Source organism: Pyramidobacter sp. C12-8 (assembly GCF_002007215.1).
In the GTDB taxonomy this organism is placed as follows: Bacteria; Synergistota; Synergistia; order Synergistales; family Dethiosulfovibrionaceae; genus Pyramidobacter.
Genome location: NZ_MUHX01000023.1, coordinates 21,854 through 42,452, shown reverse-complemented (window position 1 = coordinate 42,452; position 20,599 = coordinate 21,854). Strand labels below are relative to the sequence as shown.

Here is a 20,599-nt window from a genome sequence, read left to right as displayed (position 1 = left end):
CGGCGCTCGCAGCGGCAAAAGCCTCCGTGGCCGAACTGAACGGACGGATCGAAGCCGAAAAGGCCGCGGCCGCGAAGGCCGACGAAGCCGCGAAAGCCGCCGCGGCCGAGTCCGACAAAGAGCTTGCCGCCGCCCAAGCCCAAATCGCCGCGCTGACCCGGCAGCTCGAATCCGAAAAGGCGGGCCGCCAGGCGACGAAGGATGCCCCGCTTTCCCCCGCCGAAGAAACGAAAAAACCTCTGGGCGGCCTCCTTGGCCTGCTTCGGCGCGCAGGAAGCGCGCCGAAGGAATAGCCCTCCGCGCTGAGTAAAAAAGAGCCTGCGCCCGGATCGCTGCTGACGATCCGGGCGCAGGCTCTTGACGTTGTTCGGGAGGGCGGTTATTTCTTCATGAATCCCTTGCCGGCGTTCCACGCCTGGCCGACCTTTTCGCCCGAAACGCAGGAGCCGGACTGGAACTGATCGAAGATCAGCGCCTTCAATTTGGCGAGTACGATTTTTCCTCTCATAAACGGCGATACAGTTCATAAAAAAACGACGCGATATCCGGGGCCCATGCCTCTCTTTTGCGCTTGTCGCCGAGGATAAGAAAAGATAAAATTATGCGCATGTGCAAAAGCGGATCCGCTTTTCTTTTTTCGAACGGGTCGTTTCCCCGATCGGACCGGGCGGCGGCAACTTTGAAGCGTGCAGGGGGAAAACGCCGCCAGAGAGGACCCGCGCAAAAGGCCGCGGGACGATCGCCGGGATGTTGCGGCCTCGATCGGGATCGGCCTTTCGCTGGCCGATCCCGACGGAGACGAAGCGATCGCGGCGGGCACGACATAAGAGACGAGGGGCAGGAGTTAGTGTATGAGTATGAGAAAAACGGCTGCGCTGGCGCTTTCGGCGGCGCTTTTGGCGGCGCCCGCTTATGCGGACGGTTTTGCGGTGTACGAGTGGAGCGCCCGCGGCGTGGGCATGGCCGGCGCGATGATGTTCGGCGACGAAGCTTCGCTGATCGCTTACAATCCGGCGGCGATCACGCAGTTCGACGAGAAGGGCAGCTTTTCCGGCGCCGTCACCTACATCGCGCCGCGCGGCTCCGCCGACTTTCTCGACGGCGGCGATAACGTCTTCAAGACGCAGCACAACAAGAACAATCCGGCCTACGTGCCCGCCTTCTTTTACGCGCGTAAAATTCAGCCCAACGCCTGGTTCGGCGTCGGCGTTTATCCCCGTTTCGGGCTGAAGGCCTCCTACGATCCGGGCTGGTACGGCCGTTTCAGCAACCGCAGCATCGAGTTCCTGTCGGTTTCCTTCGCCCCCAACGTGGCCTGGAAGCTCGCGCCGTCCCTGTCGATGTCCGTGGGCGCGGAACTGATGTACGCCGGGCTGAAGCTTGACAAGTCGACCCGCCTCGGCGGCGAGACGCCGATCGACCTCGACGGAGACAGCTGGAGCGCAGGCTGGAACGTCGGCCTGAGCTGGCAGGCGACGCCCCGGCTCTCGCTGGCGGCGCTGTACCGTTCCGAAGTCAAGCAGACGGTCGAGGGCGACGTGAACCTGTACAGCAGGCTGGGGCAGATCGCCACGCGGGGGCAGGGATCGATCCATCTGCCCGAAAGCTATACTTTCGGCGTCGGCTACAAGTTCAGCGACCGCACGCGCGTCGAGTTCAACGCCGTCAAAACCATGTGGAGCTCCTATGAAGACCTGACCATCAACGTCGCCGTGCCGCCGCCGTATCGCCCTTATCTTGGGGGGATCTCGAACTATCCTTATTATGAAGAAAAAAACTGGCGTAACGGATGGCGCTACCAGTTCGGCGTCGAGCACAAGATCAACGACAAGTGGACGATCCGCGCCGGCTTCGTCTACGACGACTGCTCTTCCTGCGATCCCGACGACGCCGATTTCATGGTGCCCACCGGCACGCGCCGCACCTATACCGTCGGCGCCAGCTGCCGCGTCAAAAACGTCGAGTATTCGCTCGGCTACGGCTACATGGACGTCGGCGACAAACGCATCAACAACGCCGGCGAAAATCACGAAGACGCCTTCACGCGCGGCTGCGACGCCCACATCGTTTCGATCGGCGCGCGCATCGATCTGTGATTTTCGTCTGCAAACGGATATAATTCAAGGGCGGAAGCTGAAAAGCCTCTGCCCTTTCCCTTTATCCCCTTTCCGAAGGAGCGATCTCCATGAACTGGTTCCCCTTTCTCAGTTATGTCCTTGTCTCCACCTTCACGCCCGGGCCGAACAACATCTCCTCGATGTCCAACGCCGGCCGCTACGGCTTCGGCGCCTCGCTGCGCTACCGCCTGGGGATCTTCTGCGGCTTCTTCACCGTGCAGCTGCTGGCGGCTTTGTTCAGCGCCACGCTGCTGGATTATATCCCCGCCGCTCAGCCTTACATGCTGGCTCTCGGCGCCGCATACATCCTCTGGATGGCCTGGAAGACGCTGACCAGCCGATCCGGCGGTGAAGAAACGTCCGCCGCCGACAACGCTTTTCTGTCGGGCGTGCTGCTCCAGCTCGTTAACGTCAAAGTAATTATTTTTGCCGTCACCACTATGTCGACTTTTGTGCTGCCCTATACCCGCTCCGTACTGACGCTGGGCCTTTTCGCACTCGGACTGGCGGGCACGGCCTTCGTCTCGGTCAACTGCTGGGCCGCTTTCGGCGCCGTGTTCAGCCGCGCCCTGCGCCGCCACGAACGCGCCGCAAACGCCGTCATGGCCCTGCTCCTCGCCTACTGCGCGCTGTCGCTGTATCTGTAGAAACAGGCCGTTCCACGTTTTGCCAATCGCCGGGGCGCGTGCTATAATGCCGCTGTCACTTCGCGGAGGGGTGGCCGAGCGGTCTAAGGCGGCAGTCTTGAAAACTGTTGAGCGCAAGCTCCGGGAGTTCGAATCTCTTCCCCTCCGCCACCGGAAATTTCATGCAAAAAATCGCGGCCGGTCGTCGTTGAGCCAACGCTCTTCGATGACCGGCCGCGATTTTTTCTCTCTGTCTCTCGACGTTTTCTATGTGAAAATCTTCTAGGCTCTCTGTTTCTCCGCGTTGTACTTTTTTTCGGCTGTGCCGACGATAATGGTACCGACGAGGTCGCCGAGACAGTTGTTCGTCGTGGTGCCCATGTCGAAGAGGCGGTAGAACGCGGCGATGATGCCGACGACTTCGATGGGCAGTCCCACGGACTGGACGACGACCATCAGCTTGACGATGCCGCTGCCGGGGATCCCCGCGCCGCCCATGGAGAGGATGGTGGAGATGAACACGGCGTTCAGCAGCTGCGGCATCGACATGGGCTGGCCGATCATCTGGCTGATGAAGAGGATGACGCAGGCGTAGAGCAGCACGGAGCCGTCGGAGTTCATCTGCGAGCCGAGGGGGATGGTGAAGCCGGAAACGCGCTCCGGAATGCCGAATTTTTCCTCGGCGGTCTTGATGTTGACGGGGATCGTGGCGATGGAGCTGCACGTGGAGATGGTGTAGATCCACACGTCGGCGCTCTCCTTGATGAACCGGAAGGGGTTCATGTGAGGCTTGAAGGTCAGGAGGAAGCCGCCGTACACGAAAACGACGTGGGCGAAGCAGGCGGCGTAGTAGGTCCCTACGAGCACGGCCATGGAGGTGAAAATGCCGGCGCCGTACTTGCCGAAGGAGTTGCCCATGAGGAAGAACACGCCGACGGGCGACACGTCCATGACCATGCCGATCAGCGAGAAGACCATGCTGCTGAAGCCGTCGAAGCACTTTTTCATCGTCGCCTTGCGTTCGGGATCTTTGATGCGCAGGATGGCGACGCCGAGCAGGATGGCGATGACCAGCGTCTGCACGATGTTGCCGTCGGCGAACGTCTTGATCATGTTGGTGGAAAACAGTCCTTTGAGGAAGCCGGCGAAGGTGATGTCGACGCCGCCCTTGATCTGCTGCGAGGCCATGCCGGCGAAGTTAGCGAACTTTCCGGGCTGGAGCAGCGTCGCCACGGCCAGGCCGACCGCGCAGGCCAGCACGGTGGTGACCACGTAATAGGCGATGATGCGCGCGCTGACGCGGCGCAGCGAGGCGAGGCTGTCCTGCGAGGTGATGCCGGTCACGATCGTGCAGAGCACCATGGGGACCACGATCATCTTGATGCAGTTGAGCCAGATGTCGCCGATGAAGCCGAGCTGGACCATGGTCTTGCCGCCCACGAGTCCGGCGACGGAACCGAGGATCATAGCCACGAAAACCTGTGTCGTCAAAGAGATCTTCTTGCCGCCGATAATCACTGTGTTGTGCCCCTTTCGAATATGGTCAAAGCGCCGCGTCGATTTCGCGGATGATAGCCGCGGCCCGTTCCGCGTCGCGGCGCGTGATGCCCTTGTAAAAGACGAGCCGCACCGAGGTGTTGATGATGGGGCGGATCAGCAGCCCCTTTTCCCTGGCGCGCTCGCAGAATTCCCGAGGCGTGACGCCGGCGTCTTTGACGTCGAGCATCATGATGTTGGTCTGCACGTTTTTCTGCACGAGCGTCTTTTTCAGCCCGGTCAGCAGCGAAGCGCAGTACGCGGCGTTTTCGTTGTCTTCCCTCAGACGCTCTATATTGTGCTCCAGCGCGTAGATGGCGGGCGCGGCGACAACGCCGGCCTGACGCATGGCGCCGCCGAGCAGCTTGCGGGTGTCCTTGGCTTTCCCGATGAAGTCTTTCGGCCCGCAGAGAAGGGATCCCACGGGCGCTCCCAGCCCTTTGGAGACGCAGAACATGAGCGTGTCGGCGTATTGGGCCAGTTCCTTCACGGAAACGCCGAGATACGCGGCGGCGTTGAAAACGCGCGCGCCGTCCATGTGGACCGGCACGCCGTATTTATCGGCCAGGCGGCGGACGGCGGCCATGCGTTCCGGCGTGATACAGGTCCCGCCGGTGTAATTGTGGGAGTTCTCGACGCAGATCAGCTTGACGGGTTTTTCCCTGAGCGTTCGCTCCATGTCGGCCGGGTCGGGCATGCCGTCGGCGTCGAATTTGTAAAAAGCTTTTTCCATCTGCCCGAAGCGCGGCTCGAAGGCGGTTTTTTCGCTGCGGTCGAGGTGCTGCAGCTCGTCGACCAGCACGGTGTCGCCGGGACGGCACCAGGTTAGCAGGGCGGCCTGGTTGCCCATCGTGCCGGAGGCGCAGAACAGAGCGGCCTCCTTGCCCGTGAGAGAGGCCGCCATGTCCTCCAGTTTGTTGACCGTTGCGTCTTCGCCGCGTCCTTCCGCGTCCAGCCGTCCGTCGTCGCCCAACGGCGCCGACAGGATCGTCTCCAGCATGGGGCGGTCCGGGAGCGTAAGCGTATCGCTTCTTAAATCGATCATTGTGCGCCAGCCTCTTTTCGATCGTGAAAATTTGTTCTTGCACTGCTATTAAATGTCAGCTGTCTGATATAATCCAATATAAATGTTAGAATATCATCATAGATAAAAATAAATGATAAATGGACATTACCTCAGAATAAGGAGGCCGCGTCATGTTTCAGTACGCCGACTATATCTATGCCGTTTACCGCGAACGAAGCTTCAGCAAAGCGGCGGACAAACTGTTCATCACCCAGCCGTCGCTCTCGATCACCGTCAAAAAGGCGGAAGCCGAACTGGGACTGCCCATCTTCAACCGCCAGACCGTGCCCGTGACGCTGACGCCGTTCGGGGTGGAATACATCCAGGCGCTGGAACAGCTGCGCGGACTGGAACGACGGCTGCGCGAGTTCGTCGAGAAAGAAGGGACGCTGCAAAGCGGCCGGCTGGCGGTCGGCGGCAGCAATCTCGGCATCTCCTATTTCGTGACGGAACGTCTGGCGGATTTCCACCGCCGGTATCCGCAGATCGAGCTGCAGGTCCGCAATTTGAATACAATGCAGGCCAAGCATCTGCTCGATTCCGGCGAACTGGACTTCGTGATCACCAACCGTCCTTACGACGGCAAAAAGTACGAGCAGAAAGTGTGCTATCGCGAGTGCCTGATCCTCGCCGTACCGAAATCGTTCGGCGTCAATGAAACGCTTTATGGCAAACGGCTTGCGCCGGACGAACTGGGCGACGCGGTCTTCTCCGTTCCCGCGGCGCGATCGGTGCGTCTGGACTCTTTCACCGGGGTGCCGTTTCTCCTTCTCAGCAATCAGAATTACCTTCGCCAATACACCGACATCCTCTTCCGCGAACGCGGCGTCGATCCGCCGATAGTTCTCGAGGTGGAACAGTCGGCTGAATCCTTCAACTTCGCCCGCCTCGGACTGGGCGCGACGATCCTGAGCAACCGGCTCGTGCAGAGGCCCGATTGCGAGGCGCTGTATTTTTACAAGCTCGACAGCCGCTATGCGGAACGCGACGCCTTCCTCAGCAGCAGCCGCGGCGCCTATTTCACTTCGGCCATGAAGAGCTTCGAGCGGATGCTGCTGGACCTGGAATGGAGCGAAAAATAGTTTTTTCCGCGTGCGGCGCGACGTTTTTGGGACAGAAAAAATGTATACGATTTTTCAAGACCGCTTTGAAGATATGCTTGAAAAAAATTATGACAGTCTCTATACTTTGATCTAAGAAATATAAAATCATTCAGGAAAAGACGCCGTACAAAAGCGTTTTTCAATGAAAGCGGACGAGGAGATGATGGGGAAGGACCACGCGGCGATCCAATCTTTACGAAAGGGGAAAGTGAAACACCATGGGGAAGTATATTCTTCGCAGGCTTGTGATGTCCGTCCCCGTCATGATCGGCGTCTCCATTGTCGCGTTTCTCATTATGCACCTGACTCCGGGCGATCCGGCACTGCTGCTTGCCGGTCCCGACGCGACGATCGAGGACGTGCAGCTGATCCGTGACCGATTCGGTTTGGACGATCCTCTGCCCGTTCAGTATGTACGGTTTGTCAAGGGAGTTTTCGACGGTTCGCTTGAATCGATGAAATATGAGGTTCCCGCGATCGGCCTGATCGCATCGCGGCTGAAGAACACGGCGGTTCTCGCCGGGGCGGCGATGCTGCTCGCGGTCGCTCTGGGGGTGCTGGCGGGAATTCTCTCGGCGGTGCGGCGGTATTCGTGGATCGATTATCTTTCCACGTCGCTGGCGCTGATCGGCGTTTCGATGCCGGCCTTCTGGCTGGCGATCATGCTGGTCATGCTGTTCGCCGTCGAGCTGGGCTGGCTGCCGGCCGCGGGCATGGGCGGCGTGCGGCACATTGTCCTTCCTTCCGTCGTGCTGGGCACGGGCTCGGCGGGGATCATCGCGCGCATGACCCGTTCGACGATGATGGACGTGCTGCGCCAGGATTACGTCACAACGGCCCGCGCCAAGGGGCTGACGGAGCGCGTCGTCGTGTATCTGCACGCGCTGCGCAACGCCATGATCCCCACGGTGACCGTGATCGGCATGCAGATCGGCTCGCTGCTGACGGGGGCCGTTCTCACCGAATCGGTCTTCGCCTGGCCGGGGGTGGGGCGCCTGCTGGTCGATTCGATTCTGGGGCGCGACTATCCCGTGGTGCAGGCGACGCTGCTGGTGGTGGCTTTTATCTACGTAGGGGCCAATCTTCTGGTCGACATCCTCTACGCTTTTCTCGATCCGAGGATCCGCTATGAATAGTCGGGGAAGAACGCAAACTCACGCGGCGCTGGTATGGCGCCGTCTGCGCCGGAGCAAGACGGCGGTCGCGGGGCTGGTCATCGTCGGCGTGTATCTGTTTCTGGCTCTCTGCGGCCCGTGGCTGGCTCCGTACGATCCTTACTTTCAGGATCTGAACCTTTCCTATCTCCGTCCCTGTATGGCCCACTGGCTGGGCTGCGACGAGTTCGGGCGCGACATCCTCAGCCGTCTGCTTTACGGCGCCCGCGTCTCGCTGGTGATCCAGTTCTGGGCGGTGATGATTTCGCTGGCGGTGGGGACGTTCCTCGGTTCGGCCAGCGGCTACTTCGGCGGCAAGGTCGACGAGATCGTCATGCGCCTGATGGACGTCATGATGGCTTTTCCGGGCATTCTGCTGGCACTGGCGATCGTCGCCATCCTCGGGCCGAGTCTGACGAATCTGATCGTCGCCATCGGCATCAACTCGGTGCCGGGATTTTCGCGCGTAGCGCGCGGCGCGGTGATCAGCGTCAAGAAAAACGATTACGTGACGGCGGCGCGGGCGATCGGCGAGAACGATCTGTCGATCCTGTTCCGCTACGTCCTGCCCAACGCCATCTCGCCGATCATCGTGCAGACGACGATGCGCATGGCGACGGTGCTGCTGACGGCCGCAGGGCTGGGCTTTCTCGGGCTGGGGGTACAGCCGCCGTCCCCCGAATGGGGAACGATGCTTTCCGCCGCCCGGGTGTACCTGCGTTCCGCCCCTCACGTCGCGATCATTCCCGGCGTGACGATCATGATCGTCGTCCTCGGCTTCAACTTCTTCGGAGACGGGCTTCAGGACGCGTTGAATCCCCGTTTGAAGGAGTAATCCGCCATGACTGACGATAAAACTCTGCTTCGCGTCGAAAATCTGAACGCGTGGTTCTACACGGAAGAAGGGATCGTCAAGGCGCTGGAAAACGTCAGTTTCAGCGTCGGCCGCGGCGAGATCCTCGGCCTCGTCGGCGAGACGGGCTGCGGCAAGTCGGTGACCTCGGCCTGCATCATGCGTTTGATCCCGTCGCCGCCGGGAAAGATCATCGGCGGCAAAATCCTGTTCGAGGGCGAGGACCTCGCGCAGGCGACGCCGGAACGGATGCGCCAGATCCGCGGCAAGGATATCGCCATGATCTTTCAGGATCCGATGAGCTCGCTGAACCCCGTCTTCACGGTAGGGCGTCAGGTGGAAGAGGCGATCCGCGTCCACAATCCCGATATGAGCGCGGCGCAGATCCACGCTCGCGCGGCGGAGATATTCAAAAAAGTCAATATCCCCGATCCCGAAAAGTCGATGAAGCGCTATCCGCACCAGTTTTCGGGCGGCATGAAACAGCGCGTCATGATCGCCATGGCGCTGTCGTGCAACCCTCGGATGCTGATCGCGGACGAGCCGACGACGGCGCTCGACGTCTCCATTCAGGCTCAGATCCTGTCGCTGATAAAAGATTTGCAGAAGGATTTCGGCAGCAGCATCATGCTGATCTCCCACGACCTCGGCGTGATCGCCACGATGGCGCAGAAGGTAGCCGTCATGTACGCCGGCAGCATCATCGAATACGGCACGGTCCGCCAGATCTTCGAACATCCGCTTCACCCTTACACGCAGGGATTGCTGGGAGCTATTCCCCGTCTCGATCAGGCGCAGGAATATCTGGAAGTCATTCCCGGCGCGCTGCCCAATCTGCTGCATCTGCCGGAAGGCTGCAAGTTCCGCGCCCGCTGCTCGCTCGCGACGAAGCGCTGCGCTCTGGCGCGGCCGGCGGCCGTGGAAGCGGAGGAAGGACATGAGGTGGCCTGCTATGAATATCGTTGAAGTCAAAGATCTTCACATGTACTTCCCGATTCTGAAGGGCGTGCTCTTCCATTCGGTCGCAGGACACGTCAAGGCCGTGGACGGCGTTTCCTTCTCCATTCCCGAGGGCGAGACGCTGGGACTGGTCGGCGAGTCGGGCAGCGGCAAATCCACCGTGGGCAACATGCTGCTGCGTTTGCTTGCGCCGACGTCGGGCGAGATCCTGTACCGGGGACGGTCGATCCTTGGCCTTTCGCCGCGGGAAGAACGCGAGTTCCGCAGCCGGGCGCAGATGGTCTTCCAAAATCCCTTCGCTTCGCTGAACCCGCGCATGATCGTCGGCGACATCATCGGCCGCGTGCTGAAAGTGCAGCGTCCCGAGCTGAAAAAAGACGAAGTGCGCGATCTGGTTCTGAACGGCATGCAGGAAGTGGGGCTCAAGGTCGAGCACATGACGCGCTATCCGCACGAATTCTCCGGCGGCCAGCGCCAGCGCATCGCCATCGCCCGGGCGCTGATCTCGTCTCCCAAGTTCATCGTCCTCGACGAGCCGACTTCGGCGCTCGACGTCTCCGTGCAGGCGCAGATCCTCAACCTGTTCAAGGATATACAGAAGAAGAGACATCTTTCGTATCTGTTCATCAGCCACAATCTCTCGGTGATCCGTCACATCAGCCACCGCATCGCCGTGATGTATCTCGGCAGCCTGATGGAATTCTGCGACCGGCAGGAAATGTTCCGCAACCCGCTGCATCCGTACACGCAGGCGCTGCTGCGCAGCATTCCCAAACCCTACGTCACCGGCGAGGACATTTCCGACAAGATCATCAAAGGAGACATCCCCAGCCCGATCGACCCGCCGGCCGGATGCCGCTTCAACACGCGCTGTCCGCAGGCGACCGACGAATGCCGCCGGGTGCGGCCGCAATGGAGAGAAGTGAACGCCGGACACTGGCTCGCGTGCCATCAGGTTTAGCGAGCCGTTTCGATGTTTTCCGCCGTTTTTGCGGCGGAAGGGAATCCCCGCAAGGGATGAATTTTTTAAGGAGGAATGCCGTATGAAGTTTTACCGTACCGCGCTGCTCGCGCTCGCGGGGGCGGCTCTGCTCGCCGCCGGACCGGTTCTGGCTCTGGACAAGGACGTCCTGACGATCGTCAAGTCGGCGGAAATCATTTCCCTCGACCCGCAGGACATCACCGACACGCCGTCCGAAGACCTGAACCGCAAGATCTACGAAGGGCTCGTCGATTTCAATATGTCGCTGGACGTCGTGCCCAAGCTGGCCAAGAGTTGGGAAATTTCCGAAGACCGGCTGACCTGGACGTTCAAACTCCGCGAAGGCGTCATCTTCCACAGCGGCGCGCCCTTCAACGCCGATGCGGTCAAAGTCAACTTCGACCGCATCCTGAACGGGCGCTACAAGAGAACGTCCCTCTACCAGCCCATCATCAAGGAAGTGCGCGTCGTCGACGAATACACCGTGGCGTTCGACCTCAAGCAGCCCTTCGGCCCCTTCCTCAACAATCTGGCCCACACCGCCGGCCTGATCCTCGACCCCAGCTACGTCAAGGATCCCGCCAAAAACGCCAGGATCAAGCGCCAGCCCTCCGGCACCGGCCCCTTCAAGTTCGAGGAGTGGGAACCCGGCGACTACGTGAAGATGTCCGCGTTCGAGGATTACTGGCAGGGCAAGCCCAAGCTGAGCGGCCTGATCTACAAGTTCGCGCCCGAGGCTTCGACGCGCGCCATGCTCGTCGAGACCGGCGAGGCCCACGTGGCCCAGGCCGTCGATACCAACGACGTGGAGCGGCTGAAAACCCGCGACGACGTGGAGATGCGCATCTTCCCCAACATCACCGTTTACACGCTCGTCGTCAACACCAGCGACGCGATCCTCGGCGACGTGCGCGTGCGCCGGGGCCTGAGCCACAGCGTCGACCGCCAGGGCATCTGCGACAAGATCCTGCACGGCAACGCCGTTCCCGCTTACAGCATCATCTCCCCGATGATCAACTGCGCTGCCGGCCAGAACAACATGATCGCCTACGATCCCGAACTGTCCAAAAAGCTGCTCTCGGAAGCCGGCTGGGACAAGATCGGCGAAGACGGCATCCGCACGAACGCCGAGGGCAAGCGCCTGAGCGTCGAACTGTGGACCTCCAGCAAAAGCGCCATCATCCCCGAGGCTTACATCGGTTTCGCCCGTGCCGTGGGCATGGAGATCAAGCTCCAGGCCATGGACTGGGTGACGTTGAACTCCCGCATCGAATTGCCCGAAGAGAAAAACAAGGCGCAGATCTTCATGATGGGCTGGAGCCCCTCCACCGGCGACGCCGACTGGGTGTACCGTCCGCTGCTGGCTTCCTGGCTGGTGCCTCCGACGGGACAGAACCAGAGCTTCTATCGCAACGAGATCGTCGATCAGGGCATCAAAGACGGCATGCGCGAATCCGACAACGCCCTGCGCAAGGCCGCTTACGAAAAGATCGAAGAACAGCTGGTCGCCGATCAGCCCCGCATCCCGATCTATTCCATCAAGAACCTGTACGCCGTCCGCAGGGAAGTGAAGAACCTCGACATTTATCCGATCAACTTCGTCATGGTGAATCACTTGACCTACGTGGAATAAACGGCTCGCAAAAAACGGAAGCGCGCGGATCCAGGCGCGAAAGCGGGACTGAGGCCGGCCTTTTCCGCCCTCAGTCCCTTTGTTGTCGCCGCCGCGCCCCTCGTGACGAACAAAAATCCCGTGAAAGGAATCTGATCGCCCCATGAAAATTTACATCAGCGCCGATATGGAAGGCTGCACCGGCGTGACCGACGTTCATCAGACCATGAACGGACGTCCCGAATACGCTTTCGGCTGCAAGATGGAACTGCACGACGTGCGCGCCGCCGCCGAAGGCGCGCTGGAAGCCGGCGCCGACGAAGTGCTGGTCAACGACGCGCACGGGCGCAAGATCAACGTCGACATCGACGGCCTCGGCAGCCGCGTGCGCCTGCTCAGCGGCACGCCCAAGCCCCTGGGCATGATGGAAGGCTGCTCGGGAAGCGACGGCGTCTTCTTCATCGGCTACCACGCCATGGCCGGGACCCCCGTCGCCGTGCTCGACCACACCATCTCCGGCGGAACGGTCTATTCGATCGAACTGAACGGCGTGGAGATGGGCGAACTGGGGCTGAACGCCGCCGTCGCCTCCTCCTTCGGTCTGCCGGTGGCGCTGGTCGAGGGCGACGACGCATTGGAGCGCGAAGTCCGCGCGCAGCTCGGCGCGGCCCCCGTCTACGCGCGGGTGAAAATCGCCAAGGGCCGTCTGGCGGCGGACTGCCTGTCGCCGGAGGACTCCTACGGCTATATCAAGGCGAAGGCGAAGGAAGCCGTCGAGCGCCTGAAAGCGCGCCAAATCCCGCTTTTCGACATCGGCGACGGCAGCTACGACCTGCGCGTCACTTTCCACACCACGGCCCAGTGCGACGCGGCCACTCAGATCCCCGCACTCGAACGCCTCGGCGGCCGCACCGTGCGCGTCCGCGGCCGCGGCATGGCGGAAATGCGCCGCTGGACCGGCGCGATCGTCGGGCTGGCAAGCACGGCCAACAGCTGATTCGATTCGGCGTCTGCAAACTGGTCTGCAAGCTTCGACACAAAAAATTTCTGCCCGGCCGCAACGGTCGGGCAGAAATTTTTTTGGATGCGCAACGGGGTCAGGCAGATTTTTCCTGAACTCGCGACTTTTTATTCACGTAATTCATCAGGACCGGCGTGAACATGGAGAGCGCGATGAGGACCAGCAGCGCAAGGCTGATAGGACGGCTCAGGAAATATTTGAACATATTGCCGCGGGACATGATCAGCGCGCGGCGCCAATTGCTCTCGACGATTTCGCCCAGCACCATGCCCAGCACGAGGGGCGCGGTGGCGAAGCCCGTCCGCCGCAGCAAATACCCCAGCAGACCGAAAGCAAGCATCACGAACACGTCGAACATGTTGTTGCGGATCGCGTAGGTGCCGATGGCGGAGAGCGCGACGACAAGCGGACCGAGCACGCCCATCGGGATGGTGCTGACCCGGGCCACGTATTTGGCGACAGCCAGACCGATGAGCCCCATGAGAACGTTGGAAAGCAGATAACCGAATATGATCGTGTAGGTAACGGGAGCCTTTTCGGTGAACATGGAAGCTCCCGGGACGAGTCCGTGCATGAGCATGCCGCCGAGAAGGATGGCCGCCACCGCGCTGCCGGGCAGAGCCAGCGTGATCAGGGGAACGAGCGCGCCGCCGGTGGCGGCGTTATTGCCGGCTTCGGACGAGGCCACCCCTTCGAGAGAGCCGTTGCCGAATTTATCGGGATGTTTGGAGAATTTTTTGCCGAGGCTGTAACAGACCCATGAAGAAACGCCGGCGCCGGCCGTCGGAATGATACCGATGATCGTGCCGATGACGGATGAACGGGCGATGGTCGGAATCAGCCCTTTGAACTCGCTCCAGGGCGGCAGGATACGCCCCGTCATGCTCTTTTCGTCGACGATGGCATGCTTGCCCTTGAAGACATCGTCGGCGATGATCATGACCTGCGAGATCGAGAACATGCCGATCAGCGCGGGAACGAACTGGATGCCGTCTTCGAGCTGGATGGAACCGAAGGTGAAACGCGGCGTGCCGGTGATGGCATCCAGACCGACGGTGCCGAGGAACAGGCCGAGAATGCCCGAAAACAGCCCCTTGTACAGCGATTCTCCAGCCAGGGAGGCGATGATCGTGACGCCGAAGATGGCCAGCATGCAGTACTCAAGCGCCGAAAATTGCAGGGAGAATTTCCCCAACGGCGGCGAAAGGAACAACAGCGCCAGCGCGCCGACGACGCCGCCGATCATGGAAGCGACCGTGCAGACGCCGACGGCTTCCATGCCGCGTCCCTGCTGGGTCAGCTTGTATCCATCGATCGCCGTCGCGGCGGAAGCCGGCGTGCCGGGCGTGTGGCACAGCGTGGCGGTGATCGAGCCGCCGTAAATGGCCGACGTATAGACGGCCGTCAGCATGATCAGCCCGGCGACGGGCGACATTCCGTAGGTGATGGGAATCAGCAGCGCCACGCCCATGGATGCGCTGAAGCCGGGCAGAGCGCCGATGACGATGCCGCCGACGGTGCCGACGATCAGCCCCGTCAGCGCCCCCCACTCGAAGGTCATACCGAGGACCTGTCTTACCAGTTCCATGAGATCGCCTCCTAAAATCCGCCGCGCATCCGCAGCCAGTTGCCGAGCCAGCCCAATTCGTCGATGGAGACGTTCAGCTGACGAACGAGGAAGAAATAAGCGAAGGCCACGAATCCGGCGGTGGTGACCGCGATGAACAGCCAACTCTTCTGCTTGAGAAAACGCATCGCCGCCATCAGAAAGAGTATCGTTGCGGCATAGTAACCAACGGCGAGGAACAGCAGAACATAGACAACGATCAAAGCGAACATGGTCAGCGGCGTTTTCAACGTAGCGCAGGTCACGAAAGGCCTGACGGGGTTCTCCGCCGTTGCTCGGCGCGTTTTTCGAATGCCGTCGGCTAAGATGATGAGGCCCAATACCGCCATAAAGGCGAGCAGAATGAGCGGCATCAGAGCCGGTCCCATGTCCATCCTCAGGGCACAACACGTGAAAAAGGCGCAGAACAGCAGGATGACGATGCCAATGATCACGTCCTGATGTCGTTTCATGAGAAACCTCCCCTTGTTTTACTCAAAGCGCCGCTGACCGGCAAAAGGCAGCGGCGCGAAAAAATTCATCAGACCGGGATTAACGCTTCACGTCCCAAATCCTGCATCTCCACTCGAGCTGATCGTTCAGCAGCTTCTTGTAAGCGTCGCCGGAATAGAGCTCGACGTTGACGCCCATCTTGCGCATGTTCTCGAGACACTCGGGGTCTTGAATAGCGGCGCTGACGGCCTGGGTCATCTTCGCGACGATCTCGGGATCGACGCCCTTCATGTAGGCGTAGCCGCGCGCGGAGAAGGAGACGTAATCGCCCAGCCCCAGTTCCTTTTCGGTAGGCACGTCGGGCAGCTGCTCGTCGCGCTCGTTGGCAAAGAGGACGATGACCTTGTAGTTTTCTGGATTGAGCGTGACGTCGCCGACATTGCCGATCAGGAAATCGATGTTGCCGGAGATGAACATGGTGTTCGCGTCGCCGGCTCCGCCGACAGGCACGACGCTGACTTTGGCGCCGTGGAATTTTTCGAGCATGCGGGCCACGCTCGCTTCGCCGCTGGTGATGCCGGTGCTGGAAGCTGCCGTCAGGAGTTCGTTGCTCTTGGCGTATTCGAGCAGGCTTTTATAATCCGTGAAACGCTTTTCGTCGGGGCGGATGGCGATGACCTGATAGTCGATGGCCTGGTTGGCAAGAAGCTCAAAGTCGTCGATGGTCTCTTTGCGGGGCGTCTTGTCGTCGTAGTGCCCGAACACGGCGCTCAGGTTGACGAGGGCGAACGTGTTGCCGTCGGCGGGCGTGTTGTGGAGAAAACGGTTCCACGCCACCCAGCTGCCGCTGCCGGGACGGTTTTCGACGACGACGGGCACGCCCAGCTGCTTTTCAAGCGCCGCCGCCAGATAGCGGCAGCCGAGATCAGAACTGCCGCCGGCGCTGTACCCGCATACCAGCGTGATCGGTTTAGTCGGCCAGCCGTTTTCCGCCGCGGCGGCGCTGCAGAACAGAACGGTCAGCGCCGTCACAATACCTGCGATGCGTGAACTTTTTTTCATCATGATTCGCCTCCTAAAAAATTTTGAGGATCCGGTGCGGTGTGAACATTTCAGAGCGGATCGGAAATCCGCTGCCTGCCAAGGAACTGCCGGTTGACGACGCTGCGCGGGTTCGGTCCGCGGCCGCTTTCCATGGCGTCGATGTTGTCCATGATGTAGACTGCCATGTTGCGGTTGTTGTCTTCCGTGTTGCCGCCGGCGTGGGGGGTGATGATCAGGTTGTCGAGTCTGAAGGCCGGATGATCGGCGGGGAGCGGCTCGTTCTCGATCGTGTCGAGCGCGGCGCCGAAAAGGCGTTTTTCCGCCAGCGCCTTCAGCAGCGCTTCGGTGTCGACGATGCCGCCGCGGGCGGTGTTGACCAGCAGGGCCGATGGTTTCATTTTGGCGAGGGCGGCTGCGTCGATCAGGTGCCGGGTCGAATCGAGCAGAGGCATGTGCAGGCTGACGATGTCGCTGCTCTTCAGAAGTTCGTCGAGCGGCAGAAATTCGACGCCCAGTTCCTTTTCGGTCTCCGGCGCGGCGCGGCAAGGGTCGTAATAGGTCACTTCCGCGCCCATGCCGCCGACGGCTGCGGCCACACGCCGGCCGATGCTGCCAAGGCCGACGAGGCCGACGCGTTTGCCGCTGATCAGCCACGAGCGCGCGATGATGTCTTCCTTGTCCTTGCGCCCCGCTTTAGCGCGGCTCATCAGCTCGGGCAGATGGCGCAGCGAGGCGAGCATCAGCATGACGGTCAGCTCGGCGACGGGCTGCGAGTTGACGCCGGCGCAGATCGAGACGGTGATGCCTTTTTTCCCCGCCGCCTCGATATCGACCGCGTCGAAACCGACTCCCCAGCGGTGGATCAGTCGGGCGTCGCCGCCGAGTTTTTCGATTTCCGACGCTCCCATCGGGAAGCCGCGCAGGATATAATAGGTACCGTCCAGATGCCTCGCCAGATCCTCGCCGCTCAGGACTTCTGCCACGTCGTAGCGGCCGGCGCAGCGTTCGTACAGGATTTTTCTGCCCGCATCCGGCACTCTGCCGGCGATGACGACCTTACTCATAACATCGCGCTTCTTTCGGGAGCGGACGCTTTACAGGCCGTATTTGTCGGCGAAGCTGCCGAGAATTTCAGGAGTATGGCCTTCCATGCGCTTTTTGGTGGTGGCGGCGTGCTTTTCGGCGTACGCTTTCCAGTCGCCGTCCATCAGCGCGAACGTCTTGTCCTCCGAAGCTTTTTTCTTCTGCGCGGCAGCCGCCATTTCCGCGGCGTCCTCTTTGTGGATCACGACGATGCCGTCCATGTCGCCGACCAGGATGTCGCCGGGGAATACGACCTGCCCGCCGCAGGCGATCGGCGCGTTGATCTCGCCCGGGCCGTTCTTGAAAGGCCCCTGCGGCGTGATGCCGGCGCAGTAGACCGGCATGGACAACCCGCGCAGCGCGTCGAGATCGCGCAGGCAGCCGTCGACGACGACGCCGGCAAGACCCTTGTACTGGGCGAATTTGAGCATGATCTCTCCGGCCAGCGAACGGTTGTTGCAGTGACCGCCGTCCACGACGATAATGTCGCCGGGGAGCGCCATGTCGAGCGCCTGATGAAAGAACAGGTTGTCGCCCGAGGGGACCTTGACCGTGACGGCCGTACCGAGCAGCTGCACGGCGTGATCGGGATTGACGAGGCGCATGGAGTCGTGCATGCAAAAGAGGCGGTTCATTTCGTCGTTGATATTGCTGGAAGGAATACCCTTGAAGGCTTCGACGAGATCGCGCCCCGGGCGTCTGACTTCGCTGAAGATCCGATTGCCGATTGTGCTCATGAAAATCGCTCCTTTGAAATTGCCGGGAAATTAACCGGCCGGACTGTTGAGGAAAATGCTTTTTATCTTGCTTATCACGATAAACGGTTCCGACTTTTTTATCAAACAGAAAAAAGCGGGAGAGGCTCACAGCTTTTGACTGTCAGAAGGAGGGAAGGGAGATGCCTTTGCGAAGTTTGAAATATTTTCTGGTCGCCGCCGAGGAGATGAATTTCCGCAAAGCAGCCGAGCGGCTCTACATCACGCAGCAGTCGCTCAGCTCCAGCATCCAGAAATTGGAACGCCAGTACGGCGTCGCGTTCTTCGAGCGCAAGCCGCGGCTGATCCTGACGCCGGCGGGGCGCAGCATGGTCGAGTACGTGCGCAAAGTCCTGCACACCGAGCAGCAGCTTGTCGCTGCCCTGGCGGACACCTCGCGCGCCAGCACGGGGTCGCTGCGCGTCGGCGTGACGGGCACGCGCGGCGCCGTGTTCATGCCGCGCATCTGGGACGTGTATCACAGGCAATTTCCCAACATCGTCGTCACCACCGTGGAAGCTTCAACCGCGGAACTGGACGAGCTGCTTCGGGACGGAAAGATCGATCTCTATATCGGCGTCAACGTGCCGCGGCACAGCAACATGCAGGTGCTGACCTTCATGCGGGACCGCATCTTCTGCGTCTTCAGCCGCCGCTTCCTGGCGAAAGCCCCGCCGGCCTGGCACGAAGCGCTGCTCGATCCGCACGGCTTCGATCTGACGAAGATCGACAGCATGCCGCTGATCACGTTCACTCACAGCAACGGACTGCGCTACACGCTGGAACGCTTTTTCGAGAAGCAGGACATCCATCCCAACATCATTTTCGAGACGAGCCGGCACGATCTGGCGCTGAACCTGTGCCGTCAGGAACACGGCATCGGCCTCGTCTACGAAATGATCCTCTACGACGCCTTGAGACGCCCCGACGTCGCCGGCGAGCTTTACGCCGTGCCCGTCCGCGCCGAACTGCCGCAGAAAAACACCGAGCTGGCCTACCGCCTGGAGAGCTTCCGTCCCCGCTATCTGCAAGGCTTTATTCAGATCGCTCGGGCCGTTTTCGAAGAGTACTCACAGACCGTCGGCGCCGTGATTCGCCGCGCGCAAAAATGACCGGTCCATAAAAAAACGAGTCTGTCTCGCCCCCTCGCGGCGGCGGAGACAGACTCGTTTTTTTAGACGCTTCACTCGATCTCCAGCCCGTCGACGTTCACCTCGCCGCTGCGGTGAGCCGCGCCGAGCCAGGCGACGGCGTAGGCTGCGATCGAGGCGGGAATCCACGCCAGCGAACTGGCCGACAGCGGCAGCGCGGCGTAAAAACTGGCAAAGCGAGGCAGGTCGAGATGGAACAGGCCGGCGTAAACGTTCAGCAGCGCCGCGCCGCCCATGACGGCGGCCGCGATCATGGCGCACTTGAGCGCAAAGAGGTTACGGCGGCTGTTGTTGTGCCGGCAGAAGCAGTAAAAGAACGTGATGACGATAGCGCCGGGATAACAGGCGTCGAGGACAGGGCCGACGACGGTGACGATCGCGTCGATACCGGTCGAAGACACCAGGCCGCTGATCACGCACGAGGCGGCACAGATTTGGCGGTAGGACGCGCGTCCGCCGAGAATTTTCTCCCAGATGCCGGCCGTGGACGAAGTGATGCCGATCGTGGCCGTCAGCGAGGCCGTGGCCAGCGCCACCAGGAAGACCCTGCCGCCCGCCGGCCCCCACAGTTCGACGACCATCTGCACGTACAGGGCCGCAAGGTTGAGACGAATCGTACCGCCGATGTTGGCGCCGGCGATCATGTGGCCGAGGTGCGCCAGCGCCAACAGTCCCAGACCGATGACGCCGATCTTGATCAAATTTCTGTTGACGTCCTCGCCGGCGATGCCGGCGTCATGGATGCCGCGGACGACCACCAGCCCGTACAGGAGCGCGCACTGCAGGTCGCCGGCGGCATAGCCGGCAAGGAACCCATGAACGACGGGATTTTCGTCAAAACTCGGTTTGACCCACGACGGCGAGAGCGGCGCAACGATACTTTGAACGATGACGCTGACGACGATCGCCATCAGCACGGGGAAGAGAATGCGGCCGATGCGCTCGACCACTTTACCGCTGCTGGCCACGAAGACGTAGATCACCGCGTAGAACGCGCCGTTGAACAGCAAGATAGCGGTTTTTCCCACGGGGCGCCAGCCCGTCAGCTGCAGGACGGCCGCCCACAGCGCGGCAGTGACGCGGGGGACAACGAAGAACGGCCCCAGCACGAGGATCGTCGCGGCGACGAAGAACAGCCCGAACACCGGCGAAGCGCGGCGCGCGATGTCGAGGAAATTGCCGCGCCCTTTGACCAGCGCCACATAGCCCAAAAAGGGCAGGACGATCCCGGAGAGGAAAATCCCCAGGTATGCGCTCCACACGGCCGAACCGGCGTCGTTCCCCCAGGTGACGGGATAGAGCAGGCAAATGGCCCCAAAATGCATGGAAAACAGGCCGCCGCCCATGATCAGCAGCTCTTTCGGCGAGAGATTCTTTCTCATGATTCTCTTTATTCAGCTCCAATGGAAGATACCGGCGAAAATTTTTACGCAGCCGCAGCAGACCGAGAAAAACTCCTTTCGGAGCGCCGCGCAAA

At 61.0% G+C, this 20,599-nt stretch carries 21 protein-coding genes and 1 tRNA gene; 13 read left to right on the top strand and 9 right to left on the bottom strand.

Translation table 11 applies throughout. The annotated features are described in order from the left end of the window. Positions 1 to 293, top strand: a 293-nt coding sequence (locus B0D78_RS12865; RefSeq protein ID WP_205948293.1) for a hypothetical protein, incomplete at its 5' end; no start/stop codon positions are given. A gap of 86 nt (positions 294 to 379) precedes the next feature. Here B0D78_RS12865 and B0D78_RS13490 read toward each other — a convergent pair. Beyond that, complete coding sequence (locus tag B0D78_RS13490) at positions 380 to 508, bottom strand: hypothetical protein (RefSeq protein ID WP_255415987.1); 129 nt, start codon at positions 506 to 508, stop codon at positions 380 to 382. A gap of 178 nt (positions 509 to 686) precedes the next feature. Between B0D78_RS13490 and B0D78_RS12860 the strand changes: the two genes are divergently transcribed. The 4 genes from B0D78_RS12860 to B0D78_RS09070 all read left to right on the top strand — a co-directional run bounded on the left by B0D78_RS12860 (position 687) and on the right by B0D78_RS09070 (position 2,914). Beyond that, positions 687 to 827, top strand: coding sequence for a hypothetical protein (locus tag B0D78_RS12860; protein WP_158606347.1), 141 nt, complete (start codon positions 687 to 689; stop codon positions 825 to 827). A 24-nt stretch (positions 828 to 851) separates the two neighbouring features. Next, entirely contained in the window at positions 852 to 2,096 is a 1,245-nt protein-coding gene (locus B0D78_RS09080; protein ID WP_078016657.1) for an OmpP1/FadL family transporter, read from the top strand. 89 nt (positions 2,097 to 2,185) lie between these two features. Next, complete coding sequence (locus B0D78_RS09075; RefSeq protein ID WP_078016656.1) at positions 2,186 to 2,764, top strand: LysE family transporter; 579 nt, start codon at positions 2,186 to 2,188, stop codon at positions 2,762 to 2,764. Between the two features lie 64 nt (positions 2,765 to 2,828). Next, positions 2,829 to 2,914: transfer RNA gene (locus tag B0D78_RS09070), tRNA-Ser, on the top strand. A gap of 111 nt (positions 2,915 to 3,025) precedes the next feature. Here the strand turns inward: B0D78_RS09070 and B0D78_RS09065 are convergent. Further along, the gene (locus tag B0D78_RS09065; RefSeq protein WP_240496151.1) at positions 3,026 to 4,234 is read right to left on the bottom strand and encodes a dicarboxylate/amino acid:cation symporter; all 1,209 of its coding nucleotides are present in this window, start codon (positions 4,232 to 4,234) and stop codon (positions 3,026 to 3,028) included. Positions 4,235 to 4,286: 52 nt separating this feature from the next. Beyond that, positions 4,287 to 5,324 carry a threonine aldolase family protein gene (locus tag B0D78_RS09060; RefSeq protein ID WP_078016654.1) on the bottom strand — a complete coding sequence of 346 codons (1,038 nt, stop codon included), beginning with the start codon at positions 5,322 to 5,324 and terminating at the stop codon, positions 4,287 to 4,289. A gap of 152 nt (positions 5,325 to 5,476) precedes the next feature. Here B0D78_RS09060 and B0D78_RS09055 point away from each other — a divergent pair, with 152 nt between their 5' ends. The 7 genes from B0D78_RS09055 to B0D78_RS09025 all read left to right on the top strand — a co-directional run bounded on the left by B0D78_RS09055 (position 5,477) and on the right by B0D78_RS09025 (position 13,006). Further along, the gene (locus tag B0D78_RS09055) at positions 5,477 to 6,427 is read left to right on the top strand and encodes a LysR family transcriptional regulator (protein ID WP_078016653.1); all 951 of its coding nucleotides are present in this window, start codon (positions 5,477 to 5,479) and stop codon (positions 6,425 to 6,427) included. Between the two features lie 239 nt (positions 6,428 to 6,666). Beyond that, on the top strand, positions 6,667 to 7,584 hold the full coding sequence (locus B0D78_RS09050) for an ABC transporter permease (RefSeq protein WP_078016652.1): 918 nt from the start codon (positions 6,667 to 6,669) through the stop codon (positions 7,582 to 7,584). Beyond that, on the top strand, positions 7,577 to 8,437 hold the full coding sequence (opp1C, locus tag B0D78_RS09045) for a nickel/cobalt ABC transporter permease (RefSeq protein WP_078016651.1): 861 nt from the start codon (positions 7,577 to 7,579) through the stop codon (positions 8,435 to 8,437). The genes B0D78_RS09050 and opp1C overlap by 8 nt, the downstream gene beginning before the upstream one ends. 6 nt (positions 8,438 to 8,443) lie before the next feature. Beyond that, positions 8,444 to 9,421, top strand: a complete 978-nt coding sequence (locus tag B0D78_RS09040) for an ABC transporter ATP-binding protein (RefSeq protein WP_078016650.1) — start codon at positions 8,444 to 8,446, stop codon at positions 9,419 to 9,421. Continuing rightward, on the top strand, positions 9,408 to 10,376 hold the full coding sequence (locus B0D78_RS09035) for an ABC transporter ATP-binding protein (RefSeq protein WP_078016649.1): 969 nt from the start codon (positions 9,408 to 9,410) through the stop codon (positions 10,374 to 10,376). The genes B0D78_RS09040 and B0D78_RS09035 overlap by 14 nt, the downstream gene beginning before the upstream one ends. Positions 10,377 to 10,458: 82 nt before the next feature. Further along, the gene (locus tag B0D78_RS09030) at positions 10,459 to 12,030 is read left to right on the top strand and encodes an ABC transporter substrate-binding protein (RefSeq protein ID WP_078016648.1); all 1,572 of its coding nucleotides are present in this window, start codon (positions 10,459 to 10,461) and stop codon (positions 12,028 to 12,030) included. A 142-nt stretch (positions 12,031 to 12,172) separates the two neighbouring features. After that, positions 12,173 to 13,006, top strand: a complete 834-nt coding sequence (locus tag B0D78_RS09025; RefSeq protein ID WP_078016647.1) for a M55 family metallopeptidase — start codon at positions 12,173 to 12,175, stop codon at positions 13,004 to 13,006. 100 nt (positions 13,007 to 13,106) lie between these two features. Here the strand turns inward: B0D78_RS09025 and B0D78_RS09020 are convergent, their stop codons facing one another. The 5 genes from B0D78_RS09020 to B0D78_RS09000 form a co-directional block, all read right to left on the bottom strand. Continuing rightward, positions 13,107 to 14,618, bottom strand: a complete 1,512-nt coding sequence (locus B0D78_RS09020; RefSeq protein ID WP_078016646.1) for a tripartite tricarboxylate transporter permease — start codon at positions 14,616 to 14,618, stop codon at positions 13,107 to 13,109. An 11-nt stretch (positions 14,619 to 14,629) separates the two neighbouring features. After that, on the bottom strand, positions 14,630 to 15,109 hold the full coding sequence (locus B0D78_RS09015; RefSeq protein ID WP_078016645.1) for a tripartite tricarboxylate transporter TctB family protein: 480 nt from the start codon (positions 15,107 to 15,109) through the stop codon (positions 14,630 to 14,632). Between the two features lie 79 nt (positions 15,110 to 15,188). Next, positions 15,189 to 16,151: a tripartite tricarboxylate transporter substrate binding protein gene (locus tag B0D78_RS09010; RefSeq protein WP_168170077.1), complete on the bottom strand. Its 963-nt coding sequence runs from the start codon at positions 16,149 to 16,151 to the stop codon at positions 15,189 to 15,191. A 50-nt stretch (positions 16,152 to 16,201) separates the two neighbouring features. After that, complete coding sequence (locus tag B0D78_RS09005) at positions 16,202 to 17,197, bottom strand: 2-hydroxyacid dehydrogenase (protein ID WP_078016643.1); 996 nt, start codon at positions 17,195 to 17,197, stop codon at positions 16,202 to 16,204. A gap of 30 nt (positions 17,198 to 17,227) precedes the next feature. After that, positions 17,228 to 17,953, bottom strand: a complete 726-nt coding sequence (locus B0D78_RS09000; RefSeq protein WP_078016642.1) for an RraA family protein — start codon at positions 17,951 to 17,953, stop codon at positions 17,228 to 17,230. A gap of 161 nt (positions 17,954 to 18,114) precedes the next feature. Between B0D78_RS09000 and B0D78_RS08995 the strand changes: the two genes are divergently transcribed. Continuing rightward, positions 18,115 to 19,083, top strand: coding sequence for a LysR family transcriptional regulator (locus B0D78_RS08995; RefSeq protein ID WP_078016641.1), 969 nt, complete (start codon positions 18,115 to 18,117; stop codon positions 19,081 to 19,083). 71 nt (positions 19,084 to 19,154) lie between these two features. Here the strand turns inward: B0D78_RS08995 and B0D78_RS08990 are convergent, their stop codons facing one another. Further along, positions 19,155 to 20,504, bottom strand: a complete 1,350-nt coding sequence (locus B0D78_RS08990; RefSeq protein ID WP_078016640.1) for a branched-chain amino acid transport system II carrier protein — start codon at positions 20,502 to 20,504, stop codon at positions 19,155 to 19,157. Between the last annotated feature and the right edge of the window lie 95 nt (positions 20,505 to 20,599).

What these genes read in the sequence shown, in the direction of transcription:
- B0D78_RS13490 (WP_255415987.1), bottom strand. Translation starts at nt 508, where the DNA reads ATGAGAGGAAAAATCGTACTCGCCAAATTGAAGGCGCTGATCTTCGAT.
- B0D78_RS09080 (WP_078016657.1), top strand. Translation starts at nt 852, where the DNA reads ATGAGTATGAGAAAAACGGCTGCGCTGGCGCTTTCGGCGGCGCTTTTG.
- B0D78_RS09075 (WP_078016656.1), top strand. Translation starts at nt 2,186, where the DNA reads ATGAACTGGTTCCCCTTTCTCAGTTATGTCCTTGTCTCCACCTTCACG.
- B0D78_RS09060 (WP_078016654.1), bottom strand. Translation starts at nt 5,324, where the DNA reads ATGATCGATTTAAGAAGCGATACGCTTACGCTCCCGGACCGCCCCATG.
- B0D78_RS09055 (WP_078016653.1), top strand. Translation starts at nt 5,477, where the DNA reads ATGTTTCAGTACGCCGACTATATCTATGCCGTTTACCGCGAACGAAGC.
- B0D78_RS09050 (WP_078016652.1), top strand. Translation starts at nt 6,667, where the DNA reads ATGGGGAAGTATATTCTTCGCAGGCTTGTGATGTCCGTCCCCGTCATG.
- opp1C (WP_078016651.1), top strand. Translation starts at nt 7,577, where the DNA reads ATGAATAGTCGGGGAAGAACGCAAACTCACGCGGCGCTGGTATGGCGC.
- B0D78_RS09040 (WP_078016650.1), top strand. Translation starts at nt 8,444, where the DNA reads ATGACTGACGATAAAACTCTGCTTCGCGTCGAAAATCTGAACGCGTGG.
- B0D78_RS09035 (WP_078016649.1), top strand. Translation starts at nt 9,408, where the DNA reads ATGAATATCGTTGAAGTCAAAGATCTTCACATGTACTTCCCGATTCTG.
- B0D78_RS09030 (WP_078016648.1), top strand. Translation starts at nt 10,459, where the DNA reads ATGAAGTTTTACCGTACCGCGCTGCTCGCGCTCGCGGGGGCGGCTCTG.
- B0D78_RS09025 (WP_078016647.1), top strand. Translation starts at nt 12,173, where the DNA reads ATGAAAATTTACATCAGCGCCGATATGGAAGGCTGCACCGGCGTGACC.
- B0D78_RS09020 (WP_078016646.1), bottom strand. Translation starts at nt 14,618, where the DNA reads ATGGAACTGGTAAGACAGGTCCTCGGTATGACCTTCGAGTGGGGGGCG.
- B0D78_RS09015 (WP_078016645.1), bottom strand. Translation starts at nt 15,109, where the DNA reads ATGAAACGACATCAGGACGTGATCATTGGCATCGTCATCCTGCTGTTC.
- B0D78_RS09010 (WP_168170077.1), bottom strand. Translation starts at nt 16,151, where the DNA reads ATGAAAAAAAGTTCACGCATCGCAGGTATTGTGACGGCGCTGACCGTT.
- B0D78_RS09005 (WP_078016643.1), bottom strand. Translation starts at nt 17,197, where the DNA reads ATGAGTAAGGTCGTCATCGCCGGCAGAGTGCCGGATGCGGGCAGAAAA.
- B0D78_RS09000 (WP_078016642.1), bottom strand. Translation starts at nt 17,953, where the DNA reads ATGAGCACAATCGGCAATCGGATCTTCAGCGAAGTCAGACGCCCGGGG.
- B0D78_RS08995 (WP_078016641.1), top strand. Translation starts at nt 18,115, where the DNA reads ATGCCTTTGCGAAGTTTGAAATATTTTCTGGTCGCCGCCGAGGAGATG.
- B0D78_RS08990 (WP_078016640.1), bottom strand. Translation starts at nt 20,504, where the DNA reads ATGAGAAAGAATCTCTCGCCGAAAGAGCTGCTGATCATGGGCGGCGGC.